The sequence below is a fragment of the Stenotrophomonas sp. genome (genome assembly GCF_032099025.1).
GTDB lineage: Bacteria > Pseudomonadota > Gammaproteobacteria > Xanthomonadales > Xanthomonadaceae > Stenotrophomonas.
In genome coordinates, this window is the sequence record NZ_DAMCID010000017.1 from 22,121 (window position 1) to 44,144 (window position 22,024).

At 67.6% G+C, this 22,024-nt stretch carries 21 protein-coding genes; 8 read left to right on the forward strand and 13 right to left on the reverse strand.

The window, feature by feature from the left end:
• Window positions 1–11: 11 nt before the first annotated feature.
• From RT456_RS13035 to RT456_RS13045, 3 genes are all read right to left on the reverse strand, one after another.
• The gene (locus RT456_RS13035) at window positions 12–1,169 is read right to left on the reverse strand and encodes an FtsX-like permease family protein (protein ID WP_313347314.1); all 1,158 of its coding nucleotides are present in this window, start codon (window positions 1,167–1,169) and stop codon (window positions 12–14) included.
• 13 nt (window positions 1,170–1,182) lie between these two features.
• Entirely contained in the window at window positions 1,183–1,872 is a 690-nt protein-coding gene (locus RT456_RS13040) for an ABC transporter ATP-binding protein (protein ID WP_313347315.1), read from the reverse strand.
• Between the two features lie 110 nt (window positions 1,873–1,982).
• Window positions 1,983–3,227 (reverse strand): efflux RND transporter periplasmic adaptor subunit, encoded by a 1,245-nt coding sequence (locus RT456_RS13045; RefSeq protein WP_313347317.1) that lies wholly within the window; start codon window positions 3,225–3,227, stop codon window positions 1,983–1,985.
• 303 nt (window positions 3,228–3,530) lie between these two features.
• Here RT456_RS13045 and RT456_RS13050 point away from each other — a divergent pair, with 303 nt between their 5' ends.
• Window positions 3,531–4,763 (forward strand): sensor histidine kinase, encoded by a 1,233-nt coding sequence (locus tag RT456_RS13050; protein ID WP_313347319.1) that lies wholly within the window; start codon window positions 3,531–3,533, stop codon window positions 4,761–4,763.
• A complete protein-coding gene (locus tag RT456_RS13055) occupies window positions 4,760–5,362 on the forward strand; it encodes a response regulator transcription factor (protein ID WP_313347321.1) in 603 nt (200 codons plus the stop codon). Before RT456_RS13050 ends, RT456_RS13055 begins: the two co-directional genes overlap by 4 nt.
• Before the next feature lie 68 nt (window positions 5,363–5,430).
• Here RT456_RS13055 and RT456_RS13060 read toward each other — a convergent pair whose 3' ends face one another.
• The 9 genes from RT456_RS13060 to RT456_RS13100 form a co-directional block, all read right to left on the reverse strand.
• Window positions 5,431–5,979 carry a cytochrome b/b6 domain-containing protein gene (locus tag RT456_RS13060; RefSeq protein WP_313347322.1) on the reverse strand — a complete coding sequence of 183 codons (549 nt, stop codon included), beginning with the start codon at window positions 5,977–5,979 and terminating at the stop codon, window positions 5,431–5,433.
• A complete protein-coding gene (locus RT456_RS13065) occupies window positions 5,976–7,088 on the reverse strand; it encodes a catalase family peroxidase (RefSeq protein WP_313347323.1) in 1,113 nt (370 codons plus the stop codon). The genes RT456_RS13060 and RT456_RS13065 overlap by 4 nt, the downstream gene beginning before the upstream one ends.
• Window positions 7,089–7,295: 207 nt before the next feature.
• On the reverse strand, window positions 7,296–8,663 hold the full coding sequence (locus tag RT456_RS13070; protein WP_313347324.1) for a leucyl aminopeptidase family protein: 1,368 nt from the start codon (window positions 8,661–8,663) through the stop codon (window positions 7,296–7,298).
• A gap of 23 nt (window positions 8,664–8,686) precedes the next feature.
• Window positions 8,687–9,397, reverse strand: a complete 711-nt coding sequence (locus RT456_RS13075) for an HAD-IA family hydrolase (RefSeq protein WP_313347325.1) — start codon at window positions 9,395–9,397, stop codon at window positions 8,687–8,689.
• 44 nt (window positions 9,398–9,441) lie between these two features.
• On the reverse strand, window positions 9,442–10,464 hold the full coding sequence (locus RT456_RS13080; RefSeq protein ID WP_313347421.1) for an AI-2E family transporter: 1,023 nt from the start codon (window positions 10,462–10,464) through the stop codon (window positions 9,442–9,444).
• Between the two features lie 219 nt (window positions 10,465–10,683).
• A complete protein-coding gene (locus RT456_RS13085) occupies window positions 10,684–11,154 on the reverse strand; it encodes a protein sip-5 (protein ID WP_313347327.1) in 471 nt (156 codons plus the stop codon).
• Window positions 11,151–11,657, reverse strand: a complete 507-nt coding sequence (locus RT456_RS13090; RefSeq protein ID WP_313347328.1) for a phage holin family protein — start codon at window positions 11,655–11,657, stop codon at window positions 11,151–11,153. The genes RT456_RS13085 and RT456_RS13090 overlap by 4 nt, the downstream gene beginning before the upstream one ends.
• Before the next feature lie 6 nt (window positions 11,658–11,663).
• On the reverse strand, window positions 11,664–12,026 hold the full coding sequence (locus tag RT456_RS13095; protein WP_313347329.1) for a hypothetical protein: 363 nt from the start codon (window positions 12,024–12,026) through the stop codon (window positions 11,664–11,666).
• Window positions 12,027–12,160: 134 nt separating this feature from the next.
• Complete coding sequence (locus tag RT456_RS13100; RefSeq protein ID WP_313347330.1) at window positions 12,161–13,588, reverse strand: Do family serine endopeptidase; 1,428 nt, start codon at window positions 13,586–13,588, stop codon at window positions 12,161–12,163.
• 260 nt (window positions 13,589–13,848) lie between these two features.
• On the opposite strand from RT456_RS13100, the gene RT456_RS13105 reads away from it, so the two are divergent.
• From RT456_RS13105 to RT456_RS13120, 4 genes are all read left to right on the forward strand, one after another.
• Complete coding sequence (locus RT456_RS13105; protein ID WP_313347331.1) at window positions 13,849–17,130, forward strand: LAGLIDADG family homing endonuclease; 3,282 nt, start codon at window positions 13,849–13,851, stop codon at window positions 17,128–17,130.
• Between the two features lie 181 nt (window positions 17,131–17,311).
• Complete coding sequence (locus RT456_RS13110) at window positions 17,312–18,280, forward strand: histone (RefSeq protein WP_313347333.1); 969 nt, start codon at window positions 17,312–17,314, stop codon at window positions 18,278–18,280.
• Between the two features lie 90 nt (window positions 18,281–18,370).
• Window positions 18,371–19,144 (forward strand): NrdJb, encoded by a 774-nt coding sequence (locus RT456_RS13115; protein ID WP_313347335.1) that lies wholly within the window; start codon window positions 18,371–18,373, stop codon window positions 19,142–19,144.
• 15 nt (window positions 19,145–19,159) lie between these two features.
• Window positions 19,160–19,837 carry a hypothetical protein gene (locus RT456_RS13120; RefSeq protein WP_313347336.1) on the forward strand — a complete coding sequence of 226 codons (678 nt, stop codon included), beginning with the start codon at window positions 19,160–19,162 and terminating at the stop codon, window positions 19,835–19,837.
• A gap of 45 nt (window positions 19,838–19,882) precedes the next feature.
• Here the strand turns inward: RT456_RS13120 and RT456_RS13125 are convergent, their stop codons facing one another.
• Complete coding sequence (locus RT456_RS13125; protein ID WP_313347338.1) at window positions 19,883–20,245, reverse strand: DUF1428 domain-containing protein; 363 nt, start codon at window positions 20,243–20,245, stop codon at window positions 19,883–19,885.
• Between the two features lie 699 nt (window positions 20,246–20,944).
• Between RT456_RS13125 and RT456_RS13130 the strand changes: the two genes are divergently transcribed.
• Together RT456_RS13130 and RT456_RS13135 are read left to right on the forward strand one after the other, a co-directional pair.
• Window positions 20,945–21,517: an Ax21 family protein gene (locus tag RT456_RS13130; RefSeq protein ID WP_313347340.1), complete on the forward strand. Its 573-nt coding sequence runs from the start codon at window positions 20,945–20,947 to the stop codon at window positions 21,515–21,517.
• Window positions 21,518–21,610: 93 nt separating this feature from the next.
• Window positions 21,611–21,904: a hypothetical protein gene (locus tag RT456_RS13135; protein ID WP_313347342.1), complete on the forward strand. Its 294-nt coding sequence runs from the start codon at window positions 21,611–21,613 to the stop codon at window positions 21,902–21,904.
• The last annotated feature ends 120 nt before the right edge of the window (window positions 21,905–22,024 follow it).

Genomic DNA, 22,024 nt, shown 5'->3' on the forward strand with positions numbered 1-22,024 from the left:
TTCTCCCGGGCTCAGCGGCCGGCCAATGCATCGACGATCTTCAGCCGCTTGGCGCGCAGCGCCGGCAGCAGGCCCACCACGATGCCGATCACCACGATCAGCCCGATCCCCATCATCCAGGTCTGCACCGGCACCTGCGGCGGCAGCAGCCCCATGGTCCTGGGCGCCAGCACCGGCAGGATCATCGCGGCCAGGCCCATCCCGATCGCACCGCCCAGGCCGATCAGCAGCACCGCTTCGATCATCACCAGCACCAGCACCGTGCGGTCGTGGAAGCCCAGCGTCTTCAGCGTGGCCAGTTCCGGCACGCGCTCGCGCACCGCCTGGGCCATGGTGTTGCCGGTCAACAGCAGCAGGGTGAAGAACACCGCGCCCATGATCGAGGTGACGATCAGGCCGATATCGGCGAACTGCTTGACGAACGCCTGCTGGAACGCCGATTCGGTCTGGGTCTTGGTTTCATGGTCCGAATTGGCCGAGATCGCATCGATGGCCTGGGCCACGCGCGAGGCATGGTCGGGGTTGTCGAGCGTCACCGTGTACCAGCTCACCTGGTTCTTGATGTAGTCGTTGGACTCATCGAAGTATTTCCAGTTCATCATCAGCTGGCGCTCTTCGTTGGCCGCCAGCGTGCGGTCCTTGGAGCGGTAGATGCCCACCAGCTGCAGCGGCCAGTCGTTGCTGCCGCCCCGCGGGAAGATGGTGGCCTGCAGCGGAATGGTGTCGCCGATCTTCCAGCCGAACTCCTTGGCCAGTGTTTCGCCGACCACCGCACCCGTGCGCGTGTCCTGGAAGGCCTTGGCCTGGTCTGGCGGCAACTGCAGCTCGCGGTACACGTCGAAGTAGTTCGGCGCCACCGAGAAGTTGGCGAAGAAGTTCTTCGGGTCGCGGTAGATGCCGCCGAACCACATGCCGTAGGTGACGTCCTTGACCCCGGCCACCTGCCGTACCTGCGGTTCCAGTCGGATGGGCAGGGACTGGGTGATGGACAGGCGCGAGGCGACGATCAGGCGGTTCGCCCCTTCCACGCTTCCGCCCGAGCTGAAGGCCACGCGTACCGAATCGAGCATGCCAAACAGCAGGAAGGCAGCCACCACCGAGAGCAGGGTCAACAGGGTCCGCGTCTTGCTGCGGAACAGCTGTGCCCAGATCAGCGAGAAATACTTCATCGCGGCATCTCCTTCAGTGGGCAGCGGGTGTTTCGGCCAGCTCACCCTTGTCCAGGTGCACCGTATGGGTGGCGTACTCGGCGGCCTTGGGGTCGTGGGTGACCATGATGATGGTCTTGCCGTGTTCGCGGTTGAGCTGCTGCAGCAGCCCCAGGATCTCTTCGGCGGACTGGCGGTCCAGGTCGCCGGTCGGCTCGTCGCAGATCAGGAAGGTCGGGTCGGAGACGATCGCGCGGGCAATCGCCACGCGCTGCTGCTGGCCGCCGGACAGCTCATTGGGGCGGTGGCTGCGGCGGTCGGCCAGGCCTACCAGGGTCAGCGCGATCTCGGCATTGCGCTTGCGCTGCGCCGCACCCAGGTGGGTGAGCAGCAGCGGCAGTTCAACGTTCTTCTGCGCGGTCAGCATCGGCATCAGGTTGTAGAACTGGAACACGAAGCCGACGTGGTGGCTGCGCCAGGTGGAGAGCTGGCCACCGGACATGCGGTCGATGCGCTCACCTTCGATCTCGATCTCGCCGCCGGTGGGCGTGTCCAGTCCGCCGATCAGGTTGAGCAGGGTGGTCTTGCCCGAGCCTGAGGGGCCCATCAGCGCGACGAAATCGCCGCGCTCGATGTCCAGGTCGATGCCGTGCAGCACCTGCACCTTCTCGGGGCCGCGCTGGTAGGTCTTGGTGATGTTGCGGAGCGAAACCAGGGTGGACATGGGTGGTTCTCCGTAGGCGGAAAGGCACGCACGACCAACGGTCGTGCGCTACCGGTGGAACGAATCAGTGGAACCCCCCGACAGGACACGACCGTTGGTCGTGTCGCCGGTTACGGTGCTTGTTTCTCCACCACCGCGCTGCCATCGCGCAGCTCCGGCGGCGGGTTGGTCACCACCTGTTGCCCGGCGGTGAGGCCGGCGGTGACCTGGCGGTCGTTGTTCAATGCCACGCCCACGGTGACCGGTACCTGCTGCACGCGGCGGTCGTCGGCCACCACGAAGGCCACCGTCTTCTGGTCACGTTCGACCAGCGCCGAGGCCGGTGCACGCACGCCCTTGGGCGCCGCCGCCTGGGCCGGCGTGGCCGACTCCAGGAAGCTCACCCGCACGCCCATCTCCGGCACGATGCGCGGGTCCTTGGTCTTCAGTGCCACGCGCACCTTGACCGTGGCCTTGCCGCGGTCGGCGGTGGGGATGATGGCGATCACCTCGGCCGGAATCTTCCAGTCCGGGTAGGCATTGAGCGTGGCCTCGACCGGCATCTTCGGCTGCACGCGGCCGATGAAGGCTTCGCCCACCTCGACTTCGATCTCCAGCGAATCCATGTCCACGATGGTGCCGATGCCGGTGCGGGTGAACCCGCCGCCGGCCGACAGCGGCGACACGATCTCGCCCGGCTGCGCGGCCTTGGCGGTGACCACGCCGGAGAACGGCGCGCGCACCACGTTGTTGTCCACGCCCAGGTCGGCGATGGCCAGCGCGTCGCCAGCCACGCGGGTATTGCGCTGCGCGGTGCGCAGCTGCGCGCGCAGGCTGTCGCGCTGGGCCATGGCCAGGTCGTACTGCGAGCGCGAGACCAGCTGCTGGCCGACCAGTGTCTGCAATCGCCCGGCTTCGGCATCGGCCTGGGCCACCTGCGCCTGCAACCCGGCGAGCTGGCTGCGGGCGGCTTCCAGCTGCGAGGCCGAGAGACTGCGCTGTGCGTTGGCATCGATGGGGTCCAGGGTGGCCATGACCTGGCCTTCCTCCACCCGCATGCCTTCCTCGATCATCACTTCGCGCACCTTGCCGGTGATCTTGGCCGACACGGTGGCCATGCGCCGGGCCACCACGTAGCCGCTGGCGTCGAGCACCGAGCTGCTGGACGTGCCCTGCTGGATGGCCACCACCGGCGCGGTGGTCACTTCGATGGGGCGTTGGCGACCGAACACGAACCAGGCAATGCCGCCCAGCACCAGCAGGACGATCACCGCCATCACGATCCACAGGCCGCGGCGTGGCGAGGACGGCGGCGGGGCCGACGCCTTCTTGCGGTCGATGCGGAGTTCCTTCAGAAGTTCAGCGGATGCGTTCATCATGACTCTGGGACGTGGAATCGGGCCGAGTGTGACCGCAACCCGGGTCGCGGGCAAACCGGCTGGGGAGTGGCTGGGGCACAGCATGCCCGTAGACCGGGCCTTCCGGGCAGTGACAGCTGTCACCTGCTTGAGGTGAGGCGCGACACTGGATGTGCCAATGCCGACCCGGGATCGTAGGGACACGCCGCGCGTGTCTGCCCTTCGCGTCGGGCCATGTGCACCCCGGGCACCGCGCAGCCACGCAGGGCGTGGCTCTACCTGGGAAACAACGCTGCATCCATTCCTGCTGAGGAAGCTGCCATGATCGCGCCTGATTACCCGCCACCGGAACCGACCGTGCTGCCCCACTGGCTTGCTGCATTGCTGCGCCCCGCCCCGGATTCGGCCGTGGCCGACAACCTGCGGCGCGGCAAACCGGCCTGGTCCGACGCCGTGCACCTGCTGTGGACCGGCTGGGTGTTCTTCACGCCCATCTTCGGCAGTGGCTACAGCCTCACCTGGCTGTGGCTGACCGTGCTGACCTACCCGGTGTTCGTAGCGCTGTTTGCCCGCCAGCTGCTGGCACCGCGCCGGCACGCACCGCGCTATGCACTGGCCATGGTGGTCATGGGGTTGGCGCTGCTGCCGTGGTACCCGTCGGGCATCAGCTATTTCATCTTCGGCTGCGTCACGCTGCGGGTGTGCCGCACCGGCAGCGTCCGGCGTTACCTGGCGCAGCTGCTGGTGCTCAATGCCCTGTTCGTCGGCATCGCGTTGTCGCTTGGCTACCACTGGCAACTGATGGTGTGGATTCCCTCGATGACCTTCATCATCGGCGTCATCATCACCGTGGAAAGCATCAACAAGGACCGCGATGCGGCGTTGAAGCTGTCCCAGGACGAGGTGCGCCGGCTGGCCGCCACCGCCGAACGCGAGCGCATCGGGCGCGACCTGCACGACCTGCTGGGCCACACGCTGTCGCTGATCACCTTGAAGCTGGAGCTGTCGCGCAAGCTGTTCGACCGCGACCCGGACCGCGCGCGGTTGGAGGTCACCGAAGCGGAGGGCATTGCCCGCCAGGCGCTGGCGGAAGTGCGCAGTGCGGTCACCGGCATCCGCGCCAGCGACCTGACGGCCGAACTGGCGGCCGCGCGGCTGCTGCTGGAATGCCAGCACGTGCACCTGGACTACGCCCCGCCACCGCCGATGCCGGTGGAGGTCGAACGCGCGCTGGCGCTGGTGCTGCGTGAGGCGGCCACCAACATCGTGCGGCATGCGCAGGCCAACCAGGCCTGGGTGCAGTTCGAGCAGGACACGCGCACGCTCAGCATGCAGATCCGCGATGACGGCCGTGGCGATGTGCAGTCCGACGGCAACGGGCTGACGGGCATGCGCGAACGCGTGGCCGCGTTGCGCGGTACGTTGCAGGTGCGGTCGGCGCGCGGGCAGGGCACCACCGTGACCGTGCAGGTACCGCTGCCGGCGGCCACCACGGTGGTACCGGCGCCGCCCCACGAACGCGTCGCGGCGCTGCCAGGCGGGGTGCTGCCATGATCCGCATCGTGCTGGCCGAAGACCAGGCGATGGTGCGCGGTGCGCTGTCGGCGCTGCTCGGGCTGGAGCCGGACATCGAGGTGCTGGGTGCGGCGGCCGATGGCGAAGCCGCGTGGCGGATGCTGCAGCAGCTGCAGCCGGACATCCTGGTCACCGACATCGAGATGCCGGGACTTTCCGGTCTGGAACTGGCCCAGCGCATCACCCGCCAGGGCCTGCCGATCAAGGTGGTGATCGTGACCACCTTCGCGCGCTCGGGATTCCTGCGCCGCGCGCTGGAGGCTGGCGTATGCGGCTACCTGCTCAAGGATGCGCCCGCCGAGAAGCTGGCCGATGCACTGCGCCAGGTACAGCACGGCGGTCGCGCCATCGACCCGCAGCTGGCACTGGATGCGTGGTCGCAGGCCGACCCGCTCAATGACCGCGAGCGTCAGGTGCTGCGGCTGTCCGGCGACGGCCGTTCGGCCGGTGAGATCGCCGCCCAGCTGGGGCTGTCGCACGGCACGGTGCGCAACTATCTATCCGAATGCATCGGCAAACTGGGCGTGGCCAACCGCATCGAGGCCTACCGCCTGGCCCGGCAGAAAGGCTGGCTGTAGAGCCACGCCCTGCGTGGCTGCGCGATGTCAGGCAACCCAGAAGCAGCCACGCAGGGCGTGGCTCTACGTTACTTGCCGGTGCTGTTGGGGCCCTTCGCCATGGCCTGGAACACCCCATCGCGCCGCACCCACAGATGGAACAACGCCGCACTCAGGTGCGCCACCACCGTGGCAAACAGCACATACGCCAGCAGGCTGTGCGCGCTGCGCAGTGCCGCATACAACGCCGGGTCATGCGGCACGATGGGCGGCAGGTGCACCCCGCTCCACATCTGGATGGGGTAGCCGCCGGCGGACAGCATCGCCCAGCCCACCAGCGGCATGGCCAGCATCAATCCATACAGCACCCAGTGCGAGGCATGCGCGGCAGCGGCCTGCCAGGCCGGCAGGTCGGCCGGCAACGGCGGCGGACGGTGGCGAAGGCGGTTGACCAAGCGCAGCAGCGCCAGCAGCAGGATCGCGATGCCCAGCGGCCGGTGCAGGTCTACCAGCATCGGCCGCCACTGCAGCGACGCCACCATGGTCACGCCCACGAACAACATGGTCAGGATCAGCGCGGCCATCAGCCAGTGCAGCACGCGCGCGGTGAGGTTGAAATGGCCCGTATCGCGGTTCATCGCGCCTGCTCCTTGCCGGTGGCCTGCTCGGCGGTGCCGCTGGCCACTTCGCGCTCGCGGCGGTTGAAGGAGACCGAATACACCGCCGACCGCGCGGCCAGGATGGGATCGTCGGTGCCGGCGATACCGCTGGGCAGGATCAGCGGATCGAAGTTGACGTTGTTGCACGCACCGCCGGCCTGCGGCTGCATCGCAGCCAGGCTCAGCGTGCCCACCTTCACCTGCCGGCGCGCGTCCGGCCAGGGAATGGACGGGTCGTTGATGGCATCGCCGTCGTCGGCAATGGTTACCCACATGTCCCAGCGCACCGGGCCTTGGGCCAGCCGCTGGCCGAATTCGTCGGCCAGGTAATCCAGGCTGGCCTGCGCGCGCTGCTCGGCGCTCATCGCTTCAAACGGCGCCTGCGGACGCATGCTCCAGCGCACCACCTGGGTCTTTCCGTCTGCCGCGGTGAAGCGGAAGCTGTTCACGCCGTTGTAGTCCGTGTTGGCCCAGCTGGTGGACCACGGCGCGGTCTTGGCCCACGCCCCGAACGCGCGCGCGGAGGGGTACTTGGCCGCGATGGCCGCCATCTTCGCCGGGTCCGGCTTGCCGGTGGCCGGGTCGGGAATGCCGGCGCGGGTCTGCTCGAGGAAGGCCTCGGTCGTGGGCACGGCAAAGAACGGGAAGCTGTTCATCGCGGTGCGCCATTCCTGCCCGTCATCGGTGACCAGCTGCAGGGCCATGCTGCGCACCCGTGCATTGGCATCGGGCCCGTGCGGATCGGCGCCGCCGATCGACAGCCGGCCCAGTACCGGCACCTGCTGCTGGCGGAAGACCCGCGCCGAGCTCAGTGCCGCGCCTGCCGGCGTACCGGCGAACGTGCCGCTCACGCACACGCCCTTGCTGTGCGCACGGCGGAAGCCGGGGTGGTTGGCGCCGGTGGCTTCGATGGTGTCGGTGAAGGTCTGCGCGGTGGCGCGGTCGCGGCCGATCCAGCCGGCCAGCCAGGCGAAGGCCAGCACCAGCAGGCCGGCAATCAGCGCGATCACCGCCAGCCAGAACAGCGGCGAATGCGGGCGCGGGGCGTCCGGCTCACGGCCGGCACGGGTGTAGCGGAAGAGCGACATGGGCGGATACCTGCCTTCACGAACCGTGAGTGGGTGGGTTGCCAGCGCATGGTGTCAGAACCATCCGCATGCCGATATTCACATTTTCGACAAGGTTTAACGGCAGATCCCCGCCGGGGCGGGGATCTGCGGGCGTAACGCACGCCGGGCAGGGCCCGGCGCTTCGGTCTCAGCACGTCGTAGGTCCGGCCGCTGGCCGGACACCCATTACGCGTAGCGACCCTTCAACATCGCCCACGCCGACCGCAACGCCAACGCCTCACCCCCGGCCGGACGGCCCGGGCGCTCGCCGTCATTCCAGGCGTACACATCCAGATGCGCCCACACCTGGCCTTCGCCGATGAACCGCTCCAGGTACAGCGCAGCGGTGACCGAACCGGCCATGCGCGAACCGGCGTTGGCCAGGTCGGCAATGCCGCTGTGCAGGTAGCGCAGGTACGGCCGCCACAGCGGCATGCGCCAGACCGGGTCGCGGCTGCTTTCACCGGCCTGCAGCCACTGCTGGGCGAGCGTGTCGTTGTTGCTGAACAGCGCCGGCAGGTCCGGGCCCAGCGCGATGCGCGCCGCGCCGGTGAGCGTGGCGAAGTCCAGCACGATCTCCGGCTGCTGCTCGCTGGCATAGGTGAGCGCATCGCACAGCACCAGGCGGCCTTCGGCGTCGGTGTTGTCGATCTCGATGCTCAGGCCCTTGCGCGTGGCGATCACTTCGCCCGGGCGGAATGCATCCGGCCCGATCGCGTTTTCCACGGCCGCGATCAGCAGGGTCAGCTGCACCGGCAGCTGCTGGGCCATGACCAGCCCGGCCAGGGCCAGCGCATGCGCGGCACCGCCCATGTCCTTCTTCATGTTGCGCATGCCGTCGGCCGGCTTGATGTCCAGCCCGCCGGTGTCGAAGCACACGCCCTTGCCGACCAGTGCCACGTGCGGCTGACCCGCCTGGCCCCAGCGCAGCGCGATCAGGCGCGGCGCACGGTGCGAGGCGCGGCCCACGGCGTGGATCGCCGGGAAGTTCTGCTCCAGCAGCGCATCGCCGGTGATCACCTCGACCTGCGCGCCATGCGCGGCGGCCAGTTCGCGTGCGGCGTCTTCCAGCTGCTGCGGGCCCATGTCTTCGGTGGGTGTGTTGACCCAGTCGCGCACGCGCAGGCTGGCGGCGATCACATCACGCACTTCCGCGGACGGCGTGGCCAGCAGCTGGGCCGGCGCGCGGTTGGGTTTGCGGTAACGCGCGAAGCGGTAGCTGCCCAGGCCCCAGCCCAGGTGCAGCAGGGGTTCGATGTTGGCCGGCAGGGCGCCTTCCACCCGCCACACGGTGCCTTCCGGCAGGGCGAACGGCGCATGCGCGTAGGCGTAGGCATCGCCTGGGTCACCCACGCCGACGACTGCCCCGGCCAGGCCGTGTTCGCCGGGCAGCAGCACCACGCTGCCGCCGCTGCCGTTGAAGCGCTGCGCATCCAGCCAGGCCACCACGGCCGGCGACTGCTGCGTGCGCCATGCGGCGAACTGCTCGCGTTCCATCACATGCAGGGGCAGGGCCCTGCTGGCATCGGTGGTGAAACCATTGATCTGGGTCATGCGCAATGAGGCTCCGTGCGTGGTCAGGCGTGCTGGGCCGATGCGTTCGCATCCAGCCAGTCGGCCAATCCGGTCAGGGTGTCGAACTGCAGGTCGGGCTGCAGCGAAGGATGGGTCCAGGTGTGCTCGACGCGGTTGATCCAGCAGCCGCGCAGGCCGGCCTGCATGGCGCCCACCACGTCCATGTCGACGTGGTCGCCCACGTGCAGCACCTGCGCCGGCGGCACGCCGAGGCGTTCGCAGGCGGCGTGGAAGATGCTGGCGGCCGGCTTGGCCGCGCCGTGTTCGCGCGAGCCCAGCTGGAAGGCGAAGTGATGGGACAGCCCGATCCGCTGCAGGTCGGCGTTGCCGTTGCTGAGCGCGGCCACCGGCACCCGCGCGGCGATGCGCGCAAGCGCCTCCAGCGCGTCCGGGTAGCACTCCACCTGGTTGCGCGCGGCGTAGAACGCCTCGTATGCCGGTTCCAGCAGGGCGAGGTCGGCGCCGCTCTTCTCCAGCGCTTCGCTCAGCGTGAGCCGGCGCAGCGCGCTCAGGTCGTGGTGCAGCTGCGGGTTGTCATGGAAGGAGCGCTCGCGCAGTTCGCGCATCGCCGCCACCGGGTACATCGCGGCGGTGGCGGGGCTGTGCTGGAGCATCCACTCGTACAACACCTGGTCAATGCGGGCGCCGATGGGGGCGAACGGCCACAGGGTGTCGTCGAGGTCGAGGGTGATGGCTTGGACTGGGAAATTCACCCGGGCATTCTACGCCTGTGGGGTCAGCCACGCAGGGCGTGGCTCTACTCCAACAGCTTGGCCCAGCCCTGGGTACCGTCCAGCCGCGCCAGCACCAGCTTGATGCACACCAGCAGCGGCACCGACAGCAGCAGCCCGACCATGCCCCAGAGCCAGCCGAACAGCATCAGCGCCAGGATCAGGATCAGCGGCGAAATCGCCATCTGCCGGCCCAGCACGATGGGGGTGACGATCTGCCCCTCGATGGTATGCAGGGCCAGGTAGCAGGCGGCGGGCAGCAGGGCCTTGAACGGGTCGCTGAACTCCACAAAGCCCATCAGCAGCATCAGCGTCACCCCGATCAGCGGGCCGACGTACGGCGCGAAGTTCAGCAGGGCGGCCACCGTGCCCCACAGCAATGCCTCCTGCAGGCTGATGCCCAACAGCAGCAGCACTCCTGAAAAAATCAGGCCCACCAGCGCGTTGATCACGGTGATGGTCAATACATAGCGCGAGACCTCGCGTTCGATCGACCGCAGGATGTCGGTGGTGAAGCGCTGCTGCTGGCGGCTGGGGAACAGTGCGATGGCGTGCTTCTGCAGGCTCTGCCCGTAGATCATGAAGAACAGGGTCAGCAGCACCACCGCCAGCACCGAGGCGGCCAGGCGTGGCGCGCGGGTGAGTACGCGGTAGGGGTCATCGAGCTGGGTACGCACCACCTGCACCTTGCGGCTGCTTTCACCGCCGGCCACCCGCGCGAAGTTTTCCGCGGCCAGGTTGGCCTGCTGCACCGGCTTGGTCAGGTTCTGCACCTGGCGGGCCACCTTGCGCAGCTGCTGCGGCGCTTCCTGCGCCCATTCCATGGCCGGGCCCACCAGCTGCACGCCCAGCGCGGCCGCACCACTCAGCCCGACCCCGATCACCAGCACGGCGGCCAGGAAACGCGGGACCCACAGGCGCCCGAGGAAGCGCAGGATCGGGTTGCCCACCAGCGCGAAAAACATCGCCAGCAGCACCGGCAGGATCACCTCCTGCGCGGCCCACAGCGTAAAGCCCACCGCCAGCGTGGCCAGCACCACCAGCGACATGGGCGCGCGCGGGCGCGGTGGAGTCGGTGCCGCCACCGTAACGGCATCGGCATCGACGGGGGAAGGCGCAGGGACGCTCATGCTGATCGCACGCTGGAGAGGAGACGCATTATTGGGTAACCCGGGTGCGTGCGGCGTGTTGAACCATCGGGAGCAGCGTTACCCGGTAAAGGGCGTCCAGATACATCGGTAGCGCCCTACCGTGGGTAGGGCGACCCCCTATCGCTCGGAAACATCCGTAGCCGCTTCCGCCGGTTGCGGCTGTGCCGCCTGCAGCGTGGCGGTCACGTTGGCACGCGGCGCGGCGGGCCGTGCAATGGGTGCCGCCGGCGCAGCCGACGCCTGCGCCACCGTCTCGCTGGCTTCGTCCACCTTGTCGGCGGCTTCTTCGGCGGTGTCCGCCGCCTCGCTGGCCTGCATCGAGGCGAACGCGGCCTGCGCGCTGGCCACCAGGTTGGAGGCCGAACCGATCATCTGCAGCCAGCGCGCACCGTGGAAGCGTGCGTTGCCGGGCTCCAGCTTGCCGGCCAGGAAGCCGCCGGCCATGCCGACGGTGATGATCCGCAGCGGGGTCCAGCCTTCGCGCCAGACCTGGCTCAGCGTGAACCAGTTGCACTGGGTCTCGTTGGCCCGGATCGAGACCACCTGTTCGGCGCGCTTCACGCGATGTCGCAGGGCTTCGAACTTCATGGCGTACGCTCCGTGGGCCCGACATGCGCATCGGGGTCCTCGTCGGTGGGCTCGTCAAACAACCCCAGCCGCGACAACTGGCGGCGGGTGGCGTGCATGCCGGTGTGGCGGAAGAAGAACGACACCCGCCAGATGGCGTAGCCGGTCATCGCCAGGCTCACCAGCGAGGTAATGAGCAGCGAATGGAACCACGACAGGCCCCAGCGCTGCATCAGCGCGATCAGCGTACCGGCCAGCAGCAGCCAGGCCGAGGCACCGAACACGATGGCCACGCCACTCCACGCCAGCGCCCGCCCGAACGCGCTGCGTGCCAGCGCGAACTCGAACGAGGCGAGGCGGCGCAGCGAGCGCAGCGTGTGCTTGGCCGAATCGACCGTGGCGCGGCCGGCCTGGCCGACCTCGCGAATGCTTTCATCAAGACGCGGTGCCTTGGGCGCCGCATCGCCCTCGGGTGGGGGCGTTGCCGCCCCACCGTCGGGCGTCGACTGTGCTTGATCGCTCACGCCGACTTACTTGTCGCTGCCGCGGGCCAGCTTGGCGATGATCCAGCCGGCCGCGAAGGCCACGCCGAACGAGGCCAGCGGGCGCTCACGGATCAGCTCGGCCGCACTGTCGACCAGGTCCTTGCCCTTGTCCATCAGCGCATCGACCTGTTCCTTGGCGGCGGCACCGCCGAACTCGGCAGCGGCCAGGCCGGACAGCGCGGTGTCGGACAGTTCGGCCTTGACGTTGGCCTTGCCGATGCGCAGCTCGTCGGTCGCGGCACCGGCCGCGCTCTTGATCGCGCCGCCAGCAGCGCTGGTGGCCGACTTCAGGTGCGAACCGGCTTCACCCAGGTGGTCCTTGAGGTTCTCGGTATTGGTGGGGCTCATCGTGTATCTCCTGTGTAAGCGATGGGGAAGGTGACCGCGGACGAACCCGTGGCAACGAACACAAGGTAATAGCATCGGCGGGGTGTAGAGGGTGTTAGCTGCCGTGAGCTGCGCGCGAAGGCCGGCTGAGCGGTTCAGCGCATGACCAGTTCGCCGCGCGCGTTGCCGCGCACGATGCGCAATACCAGCTGGGTGGGGCGTTGCTGGAAGTTGGCGCGCCAGCTGGCCAGGTCGGCGAATTCACCGGCGCTGGCGTCGGTGACCACGTCGCCGGCGGCCAATCCCGATGTCGCCGCGCGGCTGCCGCGCTTGACCTCGCTGACCTGCACGCCGCTGAAGCCCGCCTGGCGCATCGATTCGGGCAGGTCCACGAACGTGGCGCCGGTCAGGCGCGGGTCCAGCGATTCGCCGCTGACCGCACGCGCCTGCTCCTTCAGCGTGGCCTTGAGCTGCAGTGGCTTGCCATCGCGGCGCACCTCCAGGCTCAGCGCGCTGCCCACCGGGGCCAGCCCTTCCACGTTGTGCAGCGCCTGCGCGCTGTCCACCCGCTGGCCGTTGGCCGTGACCACCACGTCACCCGGCTTGAGTCCGGCCGCCGCCGCGCCCGACCCGGCCAGCACGCGCGTCACCAGCGCACCGCGGGTCTCGCTCAGCCCCAGGTTCTGCGCCAATGCGAGGGTCAGGTTCTGCGCCTCGATGCCCAGCGTGCCGCGCACCACCACGCCATGCTTGACCAGCTGGTCCACCACGTCGCGGGCCAGGTTGGACGGAATGGCCAGGCCCAGGCCGATGTTGCCGGCCATGCTGCCCTGCGGATTGAAGCTGGCGGTGTTGATGCCCACCAGCTGGCCCTGCAGGTTGACCAGTGCACCGCCGGAATTACCCGGATTGATCGAGGCGTCAGTCTGGATGAAGTTCTGGTAGCCCAGCCCGCGGATGCCGCTGCGGCCCACCGCCGAGACGATGCCCGAGGTGACCGTCTGGCTGAAGCCGAACGGGTTGCCGATGGCGACCACGAAATCGCCCACGCGCAGCTGCGTGCTGTCGCCCAGCTTGATTTCGGTCAGGTTGCCGGTGGGGATGCGGATCAGCGCGATGTCGGTGTCGGCATCCGAGCCGAGGAACTCGGCCTTGACCGTGCGCCCGTCCGACAGCGTCACCTGCACGTCGTCGGCGTTGTCGATGACGTGGTGGTTGGTCAGCACCAGGCCTTCGGCGGCGTCGATGATCACCCCCGAGCCCAGCGACTCGTTGATGCGCTCCTGCGGCACTTCCGGGAACAGGCGGCGGAAGAAGGGGTCGTTGAAGAACGGGTTGCGCACCCGCACCACCTGCTTGGTGTTGACGCTGACCACCGCCGGCATCACCCGCTCCAGCATCGGCGCCAGCGACGGCACCGGCTGCCCCGCCACGGAGGCCGGCAACGCGGCCGTGGCCGGAATGCCGATGGTGGCCGGCGCGGCTTCGGCGCGGTTGTCCAGGTGCGCGTTGATGGCGGAGGCGACGAAGCCACCGAAGGCGGCGGCAAGCGCAAGCGTGAGCAGGGTCGGGAGCGGTCGCATGGGGTTCGGCGGGTTCGGTGGAAACACGCATACGGTAAATCAAGCTGAATGAGTCTGTCCGTCCCGGCCGTGAACCGGCGACCGGATCGTCCGCGGCGGACCCCGCCCCTGCGACCATCGGGACCGTTGACACGCCCCGGTGCCGGCGTAAGCTGCAACCGTGTCGTCCACTAGATGTAGCGGTGACGACCGGGAGTGCCCCAAGTTGTTGGGTCTGCTTGCGGGCACACACACTGGCTACCCGATGGAGCCTGCCTGCCATGAGCACGCTGCGACTGGACGCGATCCGCACTGGCCTGCCGGACGGGCAGGTGCCGATGCAGCCGGCCTCCCAGGACATCTGGGACCGCAAATACCGGCTCAAGACCAAGCACGGCGAGCCGCTCGATGCCGATATCGACGCCACCTACCTGCGTGTGGCCAAGGCGCTGTCCGAGGCCGAGGTCACCGCCGAGCAACAGCAGTACTGGATGGAGCGCTTCACCTGGGCGCTGCGTCGCGGCGCCATCCCGGCCGGCCGCATCACGTCCAATGCCGGCGCGCAGGCGCACAAGCCGGCCACCAGCACCATCAACTGCACCGTCTCGGGCACCATCGAGGATTCGATGGACGACATCCTGCAGAAGGTCCACGAAGCCGGGCTGACCCTCAAGGCCGGCTGCGGCATCGGCTATGAATTCAGCACGCTGCGCCCGCGCGGTGCCTTCGTCGCCGGTGCCGGGGCGCACACCTCCGGCCCGATGTCCTTCATGGATATCTTCGACAAGATGTGTTTCACCGTGTCCTCGGCCGGCGGCCGACGCGGCGCGCAGATGGGCACGTTCGACGTCTCGCATCCGGACGTGCGCGAGTTCATCCGCGCCAAGCGCGAAGACGGCCGTCTGCGCCAGTTCAACCTGTCGCTGCTGATCACCGACGGCTTCATGCAGGCGGTGGAGCAGGACGCCGAGTGGCCGCTGGTGTTCCCGCTCAGCCGCCAGGAGGCCAGTGAGTTCGACCTGGCCGATCCAGCCCGCGTGCAGTGGCGCGATTGGCCCACCCAGCGCAATTACATCGTCCGCGAGGACGGCCAGGTCGCGTGCCGCGTGTACGGCCAGGTCCGCGCCCGGCATCTGTGGGACATGATCATGGTGTCCACGTATGACTATGCCGAGCCCGGTTTCATCCTGATCGACCGGGTAAACGAAATGAACAACACCTGGTGGTGCGAGGACATCAGGGCGACCAATCCCTGCGTCACCGCCGATACCTGGGTGCACACCGCCGACGGTCCACGCCAGGTGGCCGAGCTGATCGGGCAGGGGTTCCACGTGCGCGTGGAGGGGGAGGACCATGCCACTACCGATGCGGGGTTCTTCCGCACGGCGCGCAAGCCAGTGCTGGCCCTGCAGACCCGCGAAGGCCATCGCCTGCGGCTGACTGCGGACCATCGGGTTCGCCGTGTCACCCGCCGCACCCGCTGGGAGGTGCAGAGCGAATGGTGCGAGGCTGGCCAGCTGCGCCCGGGGGATGAGGTGCTGCTGCAGGACCATCGTGCTGCGTCGCACTGGCCGGGTGCGCTGGCGCATGAGCAGGGCTATCTGCTGGGGTTGTTGGTGGGCGACGGCACGCTCAAAGCGGAGGCGGCCGTGCTCTCCGTGTGGAGCCAGGCGGCAGTGGCCAATGGTGAGCCGGCGACGCCTGCGCCCGGCGTTCGAGCGCTGATGGGCGAAGCACTCCGTTGCGCGAAGACCTTGTCGCATCGCGCGGACTTCAATGGCTGGTCCGAGGTTGGCGGTCGACGCGAATGGCGGTTGAAGTCAGCGGCCCTGCGCGACCTGGCCCAACAGCTGGGCATGTCCGCCGGCCAGAAATCCATCACCCCGGCACTGGAAAAACTCTCCAGCGATGCCTGCCGTGGCTTTCTGCGCGGCCTGTTCGACGCCGACGGCAGTGTGCAGGGAACCCAGGGCAAGGGCGTATCCATCCGGTTGGCGCAGTCTGATCGCTCGCGTCTGGAGGCCGTGCAGCGCATGCTGCTCCGGCAGGGCATCCCCAGCACGCTCTACGCTCGCCGCGAGGCCGGGCACGCGGTGCTGCCGGATGGCCGCGGCGGACAGCGTGCCTACCCCACCCTGGCCCAGTTCGATCTGGTGATCAGCGGCGAGGGCGTGGCCCGCTACGACACGCTGATCGGGTTTGCCGACACGGACAAGGCCGCGCGGCTGACCCGAACCCTGGCCGCCTACCGCCGCGCGATGAACCGCAGCCGCTTCTTCGCCACCGTCGAAAGCGTGGATCCCGACGGGGAGGAAGACGTCTATGACGTCCAGGTGCCTGGCCTCAACTGCTTCGACGCCAACGGCCTGCATGCCCACAACTGCGGCGAGCAGCCCCTGCCGCCCTACGGCGCCTGCCTGCTCGGCTCGGTCAACCTGACCCGCTTCGTGCGCGACCCGTTCACCGACCAGGCCCGCTTCGACTGGGACGAGTACAAAGAGGTGGTGCGGGTGTTCACCCGCATGCTCGACAACGTGGTGGAGGTCAACGGCCTGCCGCTGGAGCGCCAGCGCCAGGAGATCCTGCGCAAGCGCCGGCATGGCATGGGCTTCCTCGGGCTGGGTTCGTCCCTGGCCATGCTGCGCATGACCTACGGTGCGCCCGACGCGTGCGACTTCACCGAGGCAATCGCCCGCGAGATGGCGGTGGCCGGGTGGGAGACCGCCCTTGACCTGGCCCGTGAGAAGGGGCCCGCGCCGATCATGCAGGACACCTTCGAAGTCACCGCCGCCATGCTGCGGCAGCGCCCGGAGATGGCGCGCGACGGCTGGCTTGCCGGCCAGCAGATCGAGGGCAAGGTGCTGCACGCGCGCTACAGCCGCTACATGCAGCGCATCGCCAGCGTGGCGCCGGAGCTGGTGGACGCGCTGGCCGAGGTGGGCGCGCGCTTCACCCACCACAGCTCCATCGCCCCCACCGGCACCATCAGCCTGTCGCTGGCCAACAACGCCTCCAACGGCATCGAACCGTCCTTCGCCCACCACTACAGCCGCAACGTGATCCGCGAGGGGCGCAAGACCAAGGAGAAGGTGGACGTCTTCTCCTTCGAGCTGCTGGCCTACCGCCACCTGGTCAACCCGCAGGCGATGCCGTTCGCCGAGGACCCGGCGGCCCGGCTGCCCGACTACTTCATTGCCGCCGACGACATCTCGCCCAAGGCACACGTGGACGTCCAGGCCGCCGCCCAGAAGTGGGTGGACAGCTCCATTTCCAAGACCGCCAACGTCCCCACCGACTACCCCTTCGATCAGTTCAAGGACATCTACCGCTACGCCCACGCGCAGGGGTTGAAGGGCTGCACCACGTTCCGTTTCAACCCCGCCGCGTTCCAGGGCGTGCTGGTCAAGGAGGTCGATCTGGAGAACACGACCTACCGCTTCGAGCTCGAAGACGGCGCAGTTGTGGAGGTAAAGGGCAATGAGGAGATCGAGTACGACGGCGAATTGCACACGGCCGCCAACCTGTTCGACGCGCTCAAGGAGGGCTACTACGGCAAGTTCTGATGGTGCGTCCAAAGCTGTTTTCAAGTGCTTTTCCGCAGCCTGCCGATCCGCGCCAGATCCTTGGCGGTGTCCTGACAAGCACACGCGCGGCTCACAGGCTGCGACAAGACCGTTCCACGAATGACCGCGCCGGTATAGCATCGCCAGCGAAATCACTGACTGGCCCCTCAGGAGGCAAAACATGAGCAACGGAAATGGTGTGACCGCGACCCTGTCGCAGGGTGTGGAGAATGTGAAAGAAACCGCCGGCAACGTCGGCGAGTCCATCGCCCACACCGCTGAAGAAGTGGTGGCCTCGGTGAAGAAGACCGCCAAGCGCGCGCGCAAGGCAGCGACCACCCAGGTTGCCAAGGTCAAGAAGGCCGTCAAGAAGGCCGAGAAGACCGTCGCCAAGAAGGCTGACAAGGCCGCCAAGTCGGTTGGCAAGACCCTGGCCAGCGCCAAGAAGAAGCTGGAAGCGGCCAAGTCCAGCGCCAAGGCCGAGGCCGCCTCGCTGAAGAAGCAGGTCGCCAAGAAGAAGGTTGCCGCCGAGAAGGCCGTGACCAAGACCACCAAGGCTGCCGGCAAGAAGGCCGCCGCTGCCAAGAAGACCGTGACCAAGAAGGTCGCCACCGCCAAGAAGGCCGTGACCAAGAAGACCGCCGCTGCCAAGAAGGTTGTGGGCAAGAAGGTCGCCGTGGCCAAGAAGGCTGTGGCCAAGAAGTCGGCCGCCGCCAAGAAGGTGGTCGGCAAGAAGGTTGCCGGCAAGAAGACCGTCGCCGCCAGGAAGACGGTCGGCAAGAAGGTCGCCGTGGCCAAGAAGGCTGTCGCCAAGAAGTCGGCCACCGCCCGCAAGGTCGCTGGCAAGAAGACCGTGGCCGCCAAGAAGGTCGTCGGCAAGAAGGCCGCCACTGCCAAGAAGGCCGTGACCCGCAAGACCGCGGCCGCCAAGAAGGTCGTCGGCAAGAAGACCGCCGTCGCCCGCAAGACCGTCGGCAAGAAGGTCGCCGTGGCCAGGAAGGCTGTCGCGAAGAAGTCGGCTGCCACCAAGAAGGCCGTCGGCAAGAAGACCGCCGTTGCCCGCAAGTCGGTCGCCCGCAAGGCCGCACCGGTGAAGCGCGCTGCCAAGACCGTGGCCCGCAAGGCCCCGGCCAAGCGCGCACGCAAGTAAGCAGGTAACGCACGGCGCCTGCCCCTGGGGCGGGCGCCGTGATGCGGTCGCAGACGGTTATCCCCTGCAAGCGCAACGAGGAACCGCACCATGGCTGTCAGGATCGATCAGAAGATCAAGGGCTACGCCGTCGTCACCCCCGAGGAGAAGACGCGCCAGGCCGCTGCCTCCGCAGCGCCCCTTCCCGACGCCCCCCAGGACGCCGCCAACGCCGACGACATCGTGCAGATGCACGAGCGCATCGAGCGCCCGGAGGTACTGGTCGGCAACACCTACAAGATCAAATCGCCGCTGGTGGAGCACGCCTTCTACGTGACCATCAACGACATCGTGCTCAACCCGGGCACCGAACACGAGCTGCGCCGCCCCTTCGAGGTCTTCATCAACTCCAAGTCGATGGAGCACTTCCAGTGGATCGTCGCGCTGACCCGCATCATGTCCGCCGTGTTCCGCAAGGGCGGCGACGTGACTTTCCTGGTCGAGGAAATGAAGGCGGTATTCGACCCGCGCGGCGGCTACTACAAGGCCGGCGGCGTCTACATGCCCTCGCTGGTGGCTGAACTGGGCAGCATCGTCGAGGACCACCTGAAGTCGATCGGCCTGCTGCACGACCCGGAGCTGAGCCCCGAGCGGCGCGCGCTGATCGCCGAGAAGCGCCGGCAGTACGAAGACCGGACCGCGACGCCTGCGCCCGCCGTCATGGCCAACAGCACCGCCGACCACGAAGAAGACCTCGCCATCACCGGCGACGGCGCCAGCTTCCCGCCCAGCGCCAGCATGTGCCACAAATGCAACACCAAGGCCCTGGTGCTCATGGATGGCTGTGCGACGTGCTTGAACTGCGGGTATTCCAAGTGCGGGTGAGCGGCGGCAACGCGCATGCGTAACCTCGACTTCAGTTCCTGGCAGGCCATGCTCTCCACCCTGGTCGGGCTGGCCGTCATCACCCTGATCGGCGTGGGCATCCGCCTGCTGGTGATGCAGACCCTGCAGCAGCGGCGCGAGCGCGAGAACCGGCAGATCAACGAGCGGTTGCGTACGCTGATTGCCGCCTACAAGACCTTGGGCGGGTCATTCACCGGTGCGCTGCACGTCGACCCGCGTCACCTGCGCGACCTGCGCCAGACGCCCGGCGCGGCTGACGATGCCCTGGCCGTGCCGGCCGACACCGGAAGCGACCGCGCACGCCGGATCCGCGACGCGGTGGAGGCGGCGCTGTCGGACATCGTGCTGCTGGGCACCGACGCGCAGGTGCGGCTGGCCGCACATGCCGCCACCGAACTGGCCGAAGGCCGTGCCGTGCCGACTGCCGAACTGGTGGTGTCGCTGCGCGACTTCATCCGCGAGGCATTGGACCTGGACCCCATTCCCGCCAGCGTGGTCATCCCACGCCAGGGCCCCGCACGGCCCGCGCCCGGCGCCAAGGGCAAAGGTGCCGAGGCGGGCGACAAGGGCAAGGGGGGTGGCGGTGGCGGTGGAATGGGCGGCATCGGAGGCGGCGCCGGTGGCATGGGCGTCGGCCATGCGGGCGACGACGACAGCAGCCACGCGCGCTGAGCCACGCGGTGGCTGCCTGTGTCGCACGCCGCGTGCGGTAGCGCCTTACTTCCCGTGCAGTTCCACGATCGGCACGAAGCCGGCGTAGATCATGCGCTTGCCGTCGAACGGCATCGGGTTGTTGGCCGGATCCATGCGCGGGTCCTTCATCATCTTCTCCATGCCCGCATCGCGTGTGGCCTTGTCCGGCCATTCGATCCAGGAGAAGACGATGGTTTCATCGTCCTTGGCGTCGACTGCGCGGAAGAAGTCGGTCTGTTTGCCGTGGGTGACATCGTCGCCCCAGCATTCGACCACGCGCGTTGCCCCGAATTCGATGAAGACCGAATCGCCTTCGTTGGCGTGTTTGATGAATTTGTCTTTGTTGGCGGTGGGTACGGCCAATACGAAACCGTCGATATAGGACATCTGCTGCCTCCGGGAGCGGTGCGCCGCACTGGGCACCTTCACTGACTACGACGCGTGGGGGCGCGGGGAATCGACACTGCCGCCATGCCCCGTGCGGCCGCGTGATGAATCCGTTTTGGCACGATCCAAACAATATCAATCAATGGCTTGGCCGCTATCTGCGCCGCACTGCAGCGCGAGCAGGGTCAGAAAACCCCTAACGACAATGAGGGACATCCTGATAGCAGCGGACCCGGGTTACCCCCAACATCGACGGGCCGGGCAGGATGCCTCACGGAACCTGCGGTTCGACGCCTGAGCTGCGTCGGCCGGTGCATTACGGAGGATGGACGCGTTAGCCGACTACTCCCCAAGAGCGGCTTCCCCAGCGCGTGACGCCCCGCAAGGGTATCGTCGTGACCAGATTCCTTTCGTACTGTCGACCGCGAGATCGTCATGCGCGTACCGACCTCTCATCATCGCCATGCGCCCGCGTCGTAAACGCGCGGTTCATCGTGCGGCGCGAACACGCGCAAAACACCTGAAAAATGCAGCGCGCGCGTATATGCCACGGCGTGACTGAATGGTTGCCCAAAATTCACGGAGCCGAAAGCGGCTTACTTCAGGGCGCGTTGTGTCGAATAACGGAGAATTTACATTCCCGATGCAGAAGCCGCTTGTGCCACTGCACGACCGAAACAACAGAAAAGGTGTACCCCCATGAAGACGTCCCTGTTTGCCCTGGCGCTCGCCGCCGCCCTTCCGTTCGGCGCTTCGGCCGCTGAAGGCCTGTCCTACAACTACGCCGAAGGCGATTACGTCAAGACCGATGCCGATGGTGGCAAGGCCGATGGTTGGGGCGTCAAGGGCTCGTACGGCTTCCTGCCGAATTTCCACGCGTTTGGTGAGTACAACCAGCAGAAGACCGACATCGGCGACTTCAAGGTTGACCAGTGGCGCGTCGGCGTGGGCTACAACCACGAAATCGCCACCAGCACCGACTTCGTGGGCCGCGTTGCCTACAACAAGTTCGACCCGAAGGAAGGCCTGGACTTCAACGGCTACAGCGCGGAAGCCGGTATCCGTACCGCGTTCGGCCAGCACGCCGAAGTCTACGCAATGGCCGGCTACGAGGATTACAGCAAGAAGCACGGCATCAATCCGGACGGCGCGTTCTACGGGCGCCTGGGTGGCCAGGTGAAGTTGAACCAGAACTGGGGCATCAACGGCGACATCAAGATGGATCGCCATGGTGACAAGGAATGGTCGGTCGGCCCGCGCTTCAGCTGGTAAGCAGCATCTGATCGAATCGCTGCGCGCCTGATCGGCGCGGCGGCAAAGGGCCCGGCAGTTTTGCCGGGCCTTTTTTTTTGCCCCGGGGTGGGTATGGCCGTACAGCGGCCCACCAGCGGCGGGCCGTATTCGTGGTTGACGGCAGACTTCACCTGGTTCTCCTGCACGCCATCGCGCCAGAACGCGGCCGGCGAGGGCTTCGTGGCCCACACGCCCGATGGCATGCGCTACACGTTCGACTGGGAGGCCGGCTTCTACGAGCCCCGTGTGGCCGCCGCCAACCTGATCAACCCGGCCAACGCCAGCCGCCTGCGCTCCGAGCTTTATGTCACGCGCGTGGAAGACCGCTTCGGCAACTGGGTGAGCTACCAGGCAGCTTTCTCATGACAGGTCTCTTGGGGTCCACCACATCTATGAGGTGATTGAGCGCGCTAATCCGGGAAAAGATCTGCAAGTCGCCGAAGAAACTCAAATTCGTGCTCATGGAGGACTTAGTAGGAATGGCGG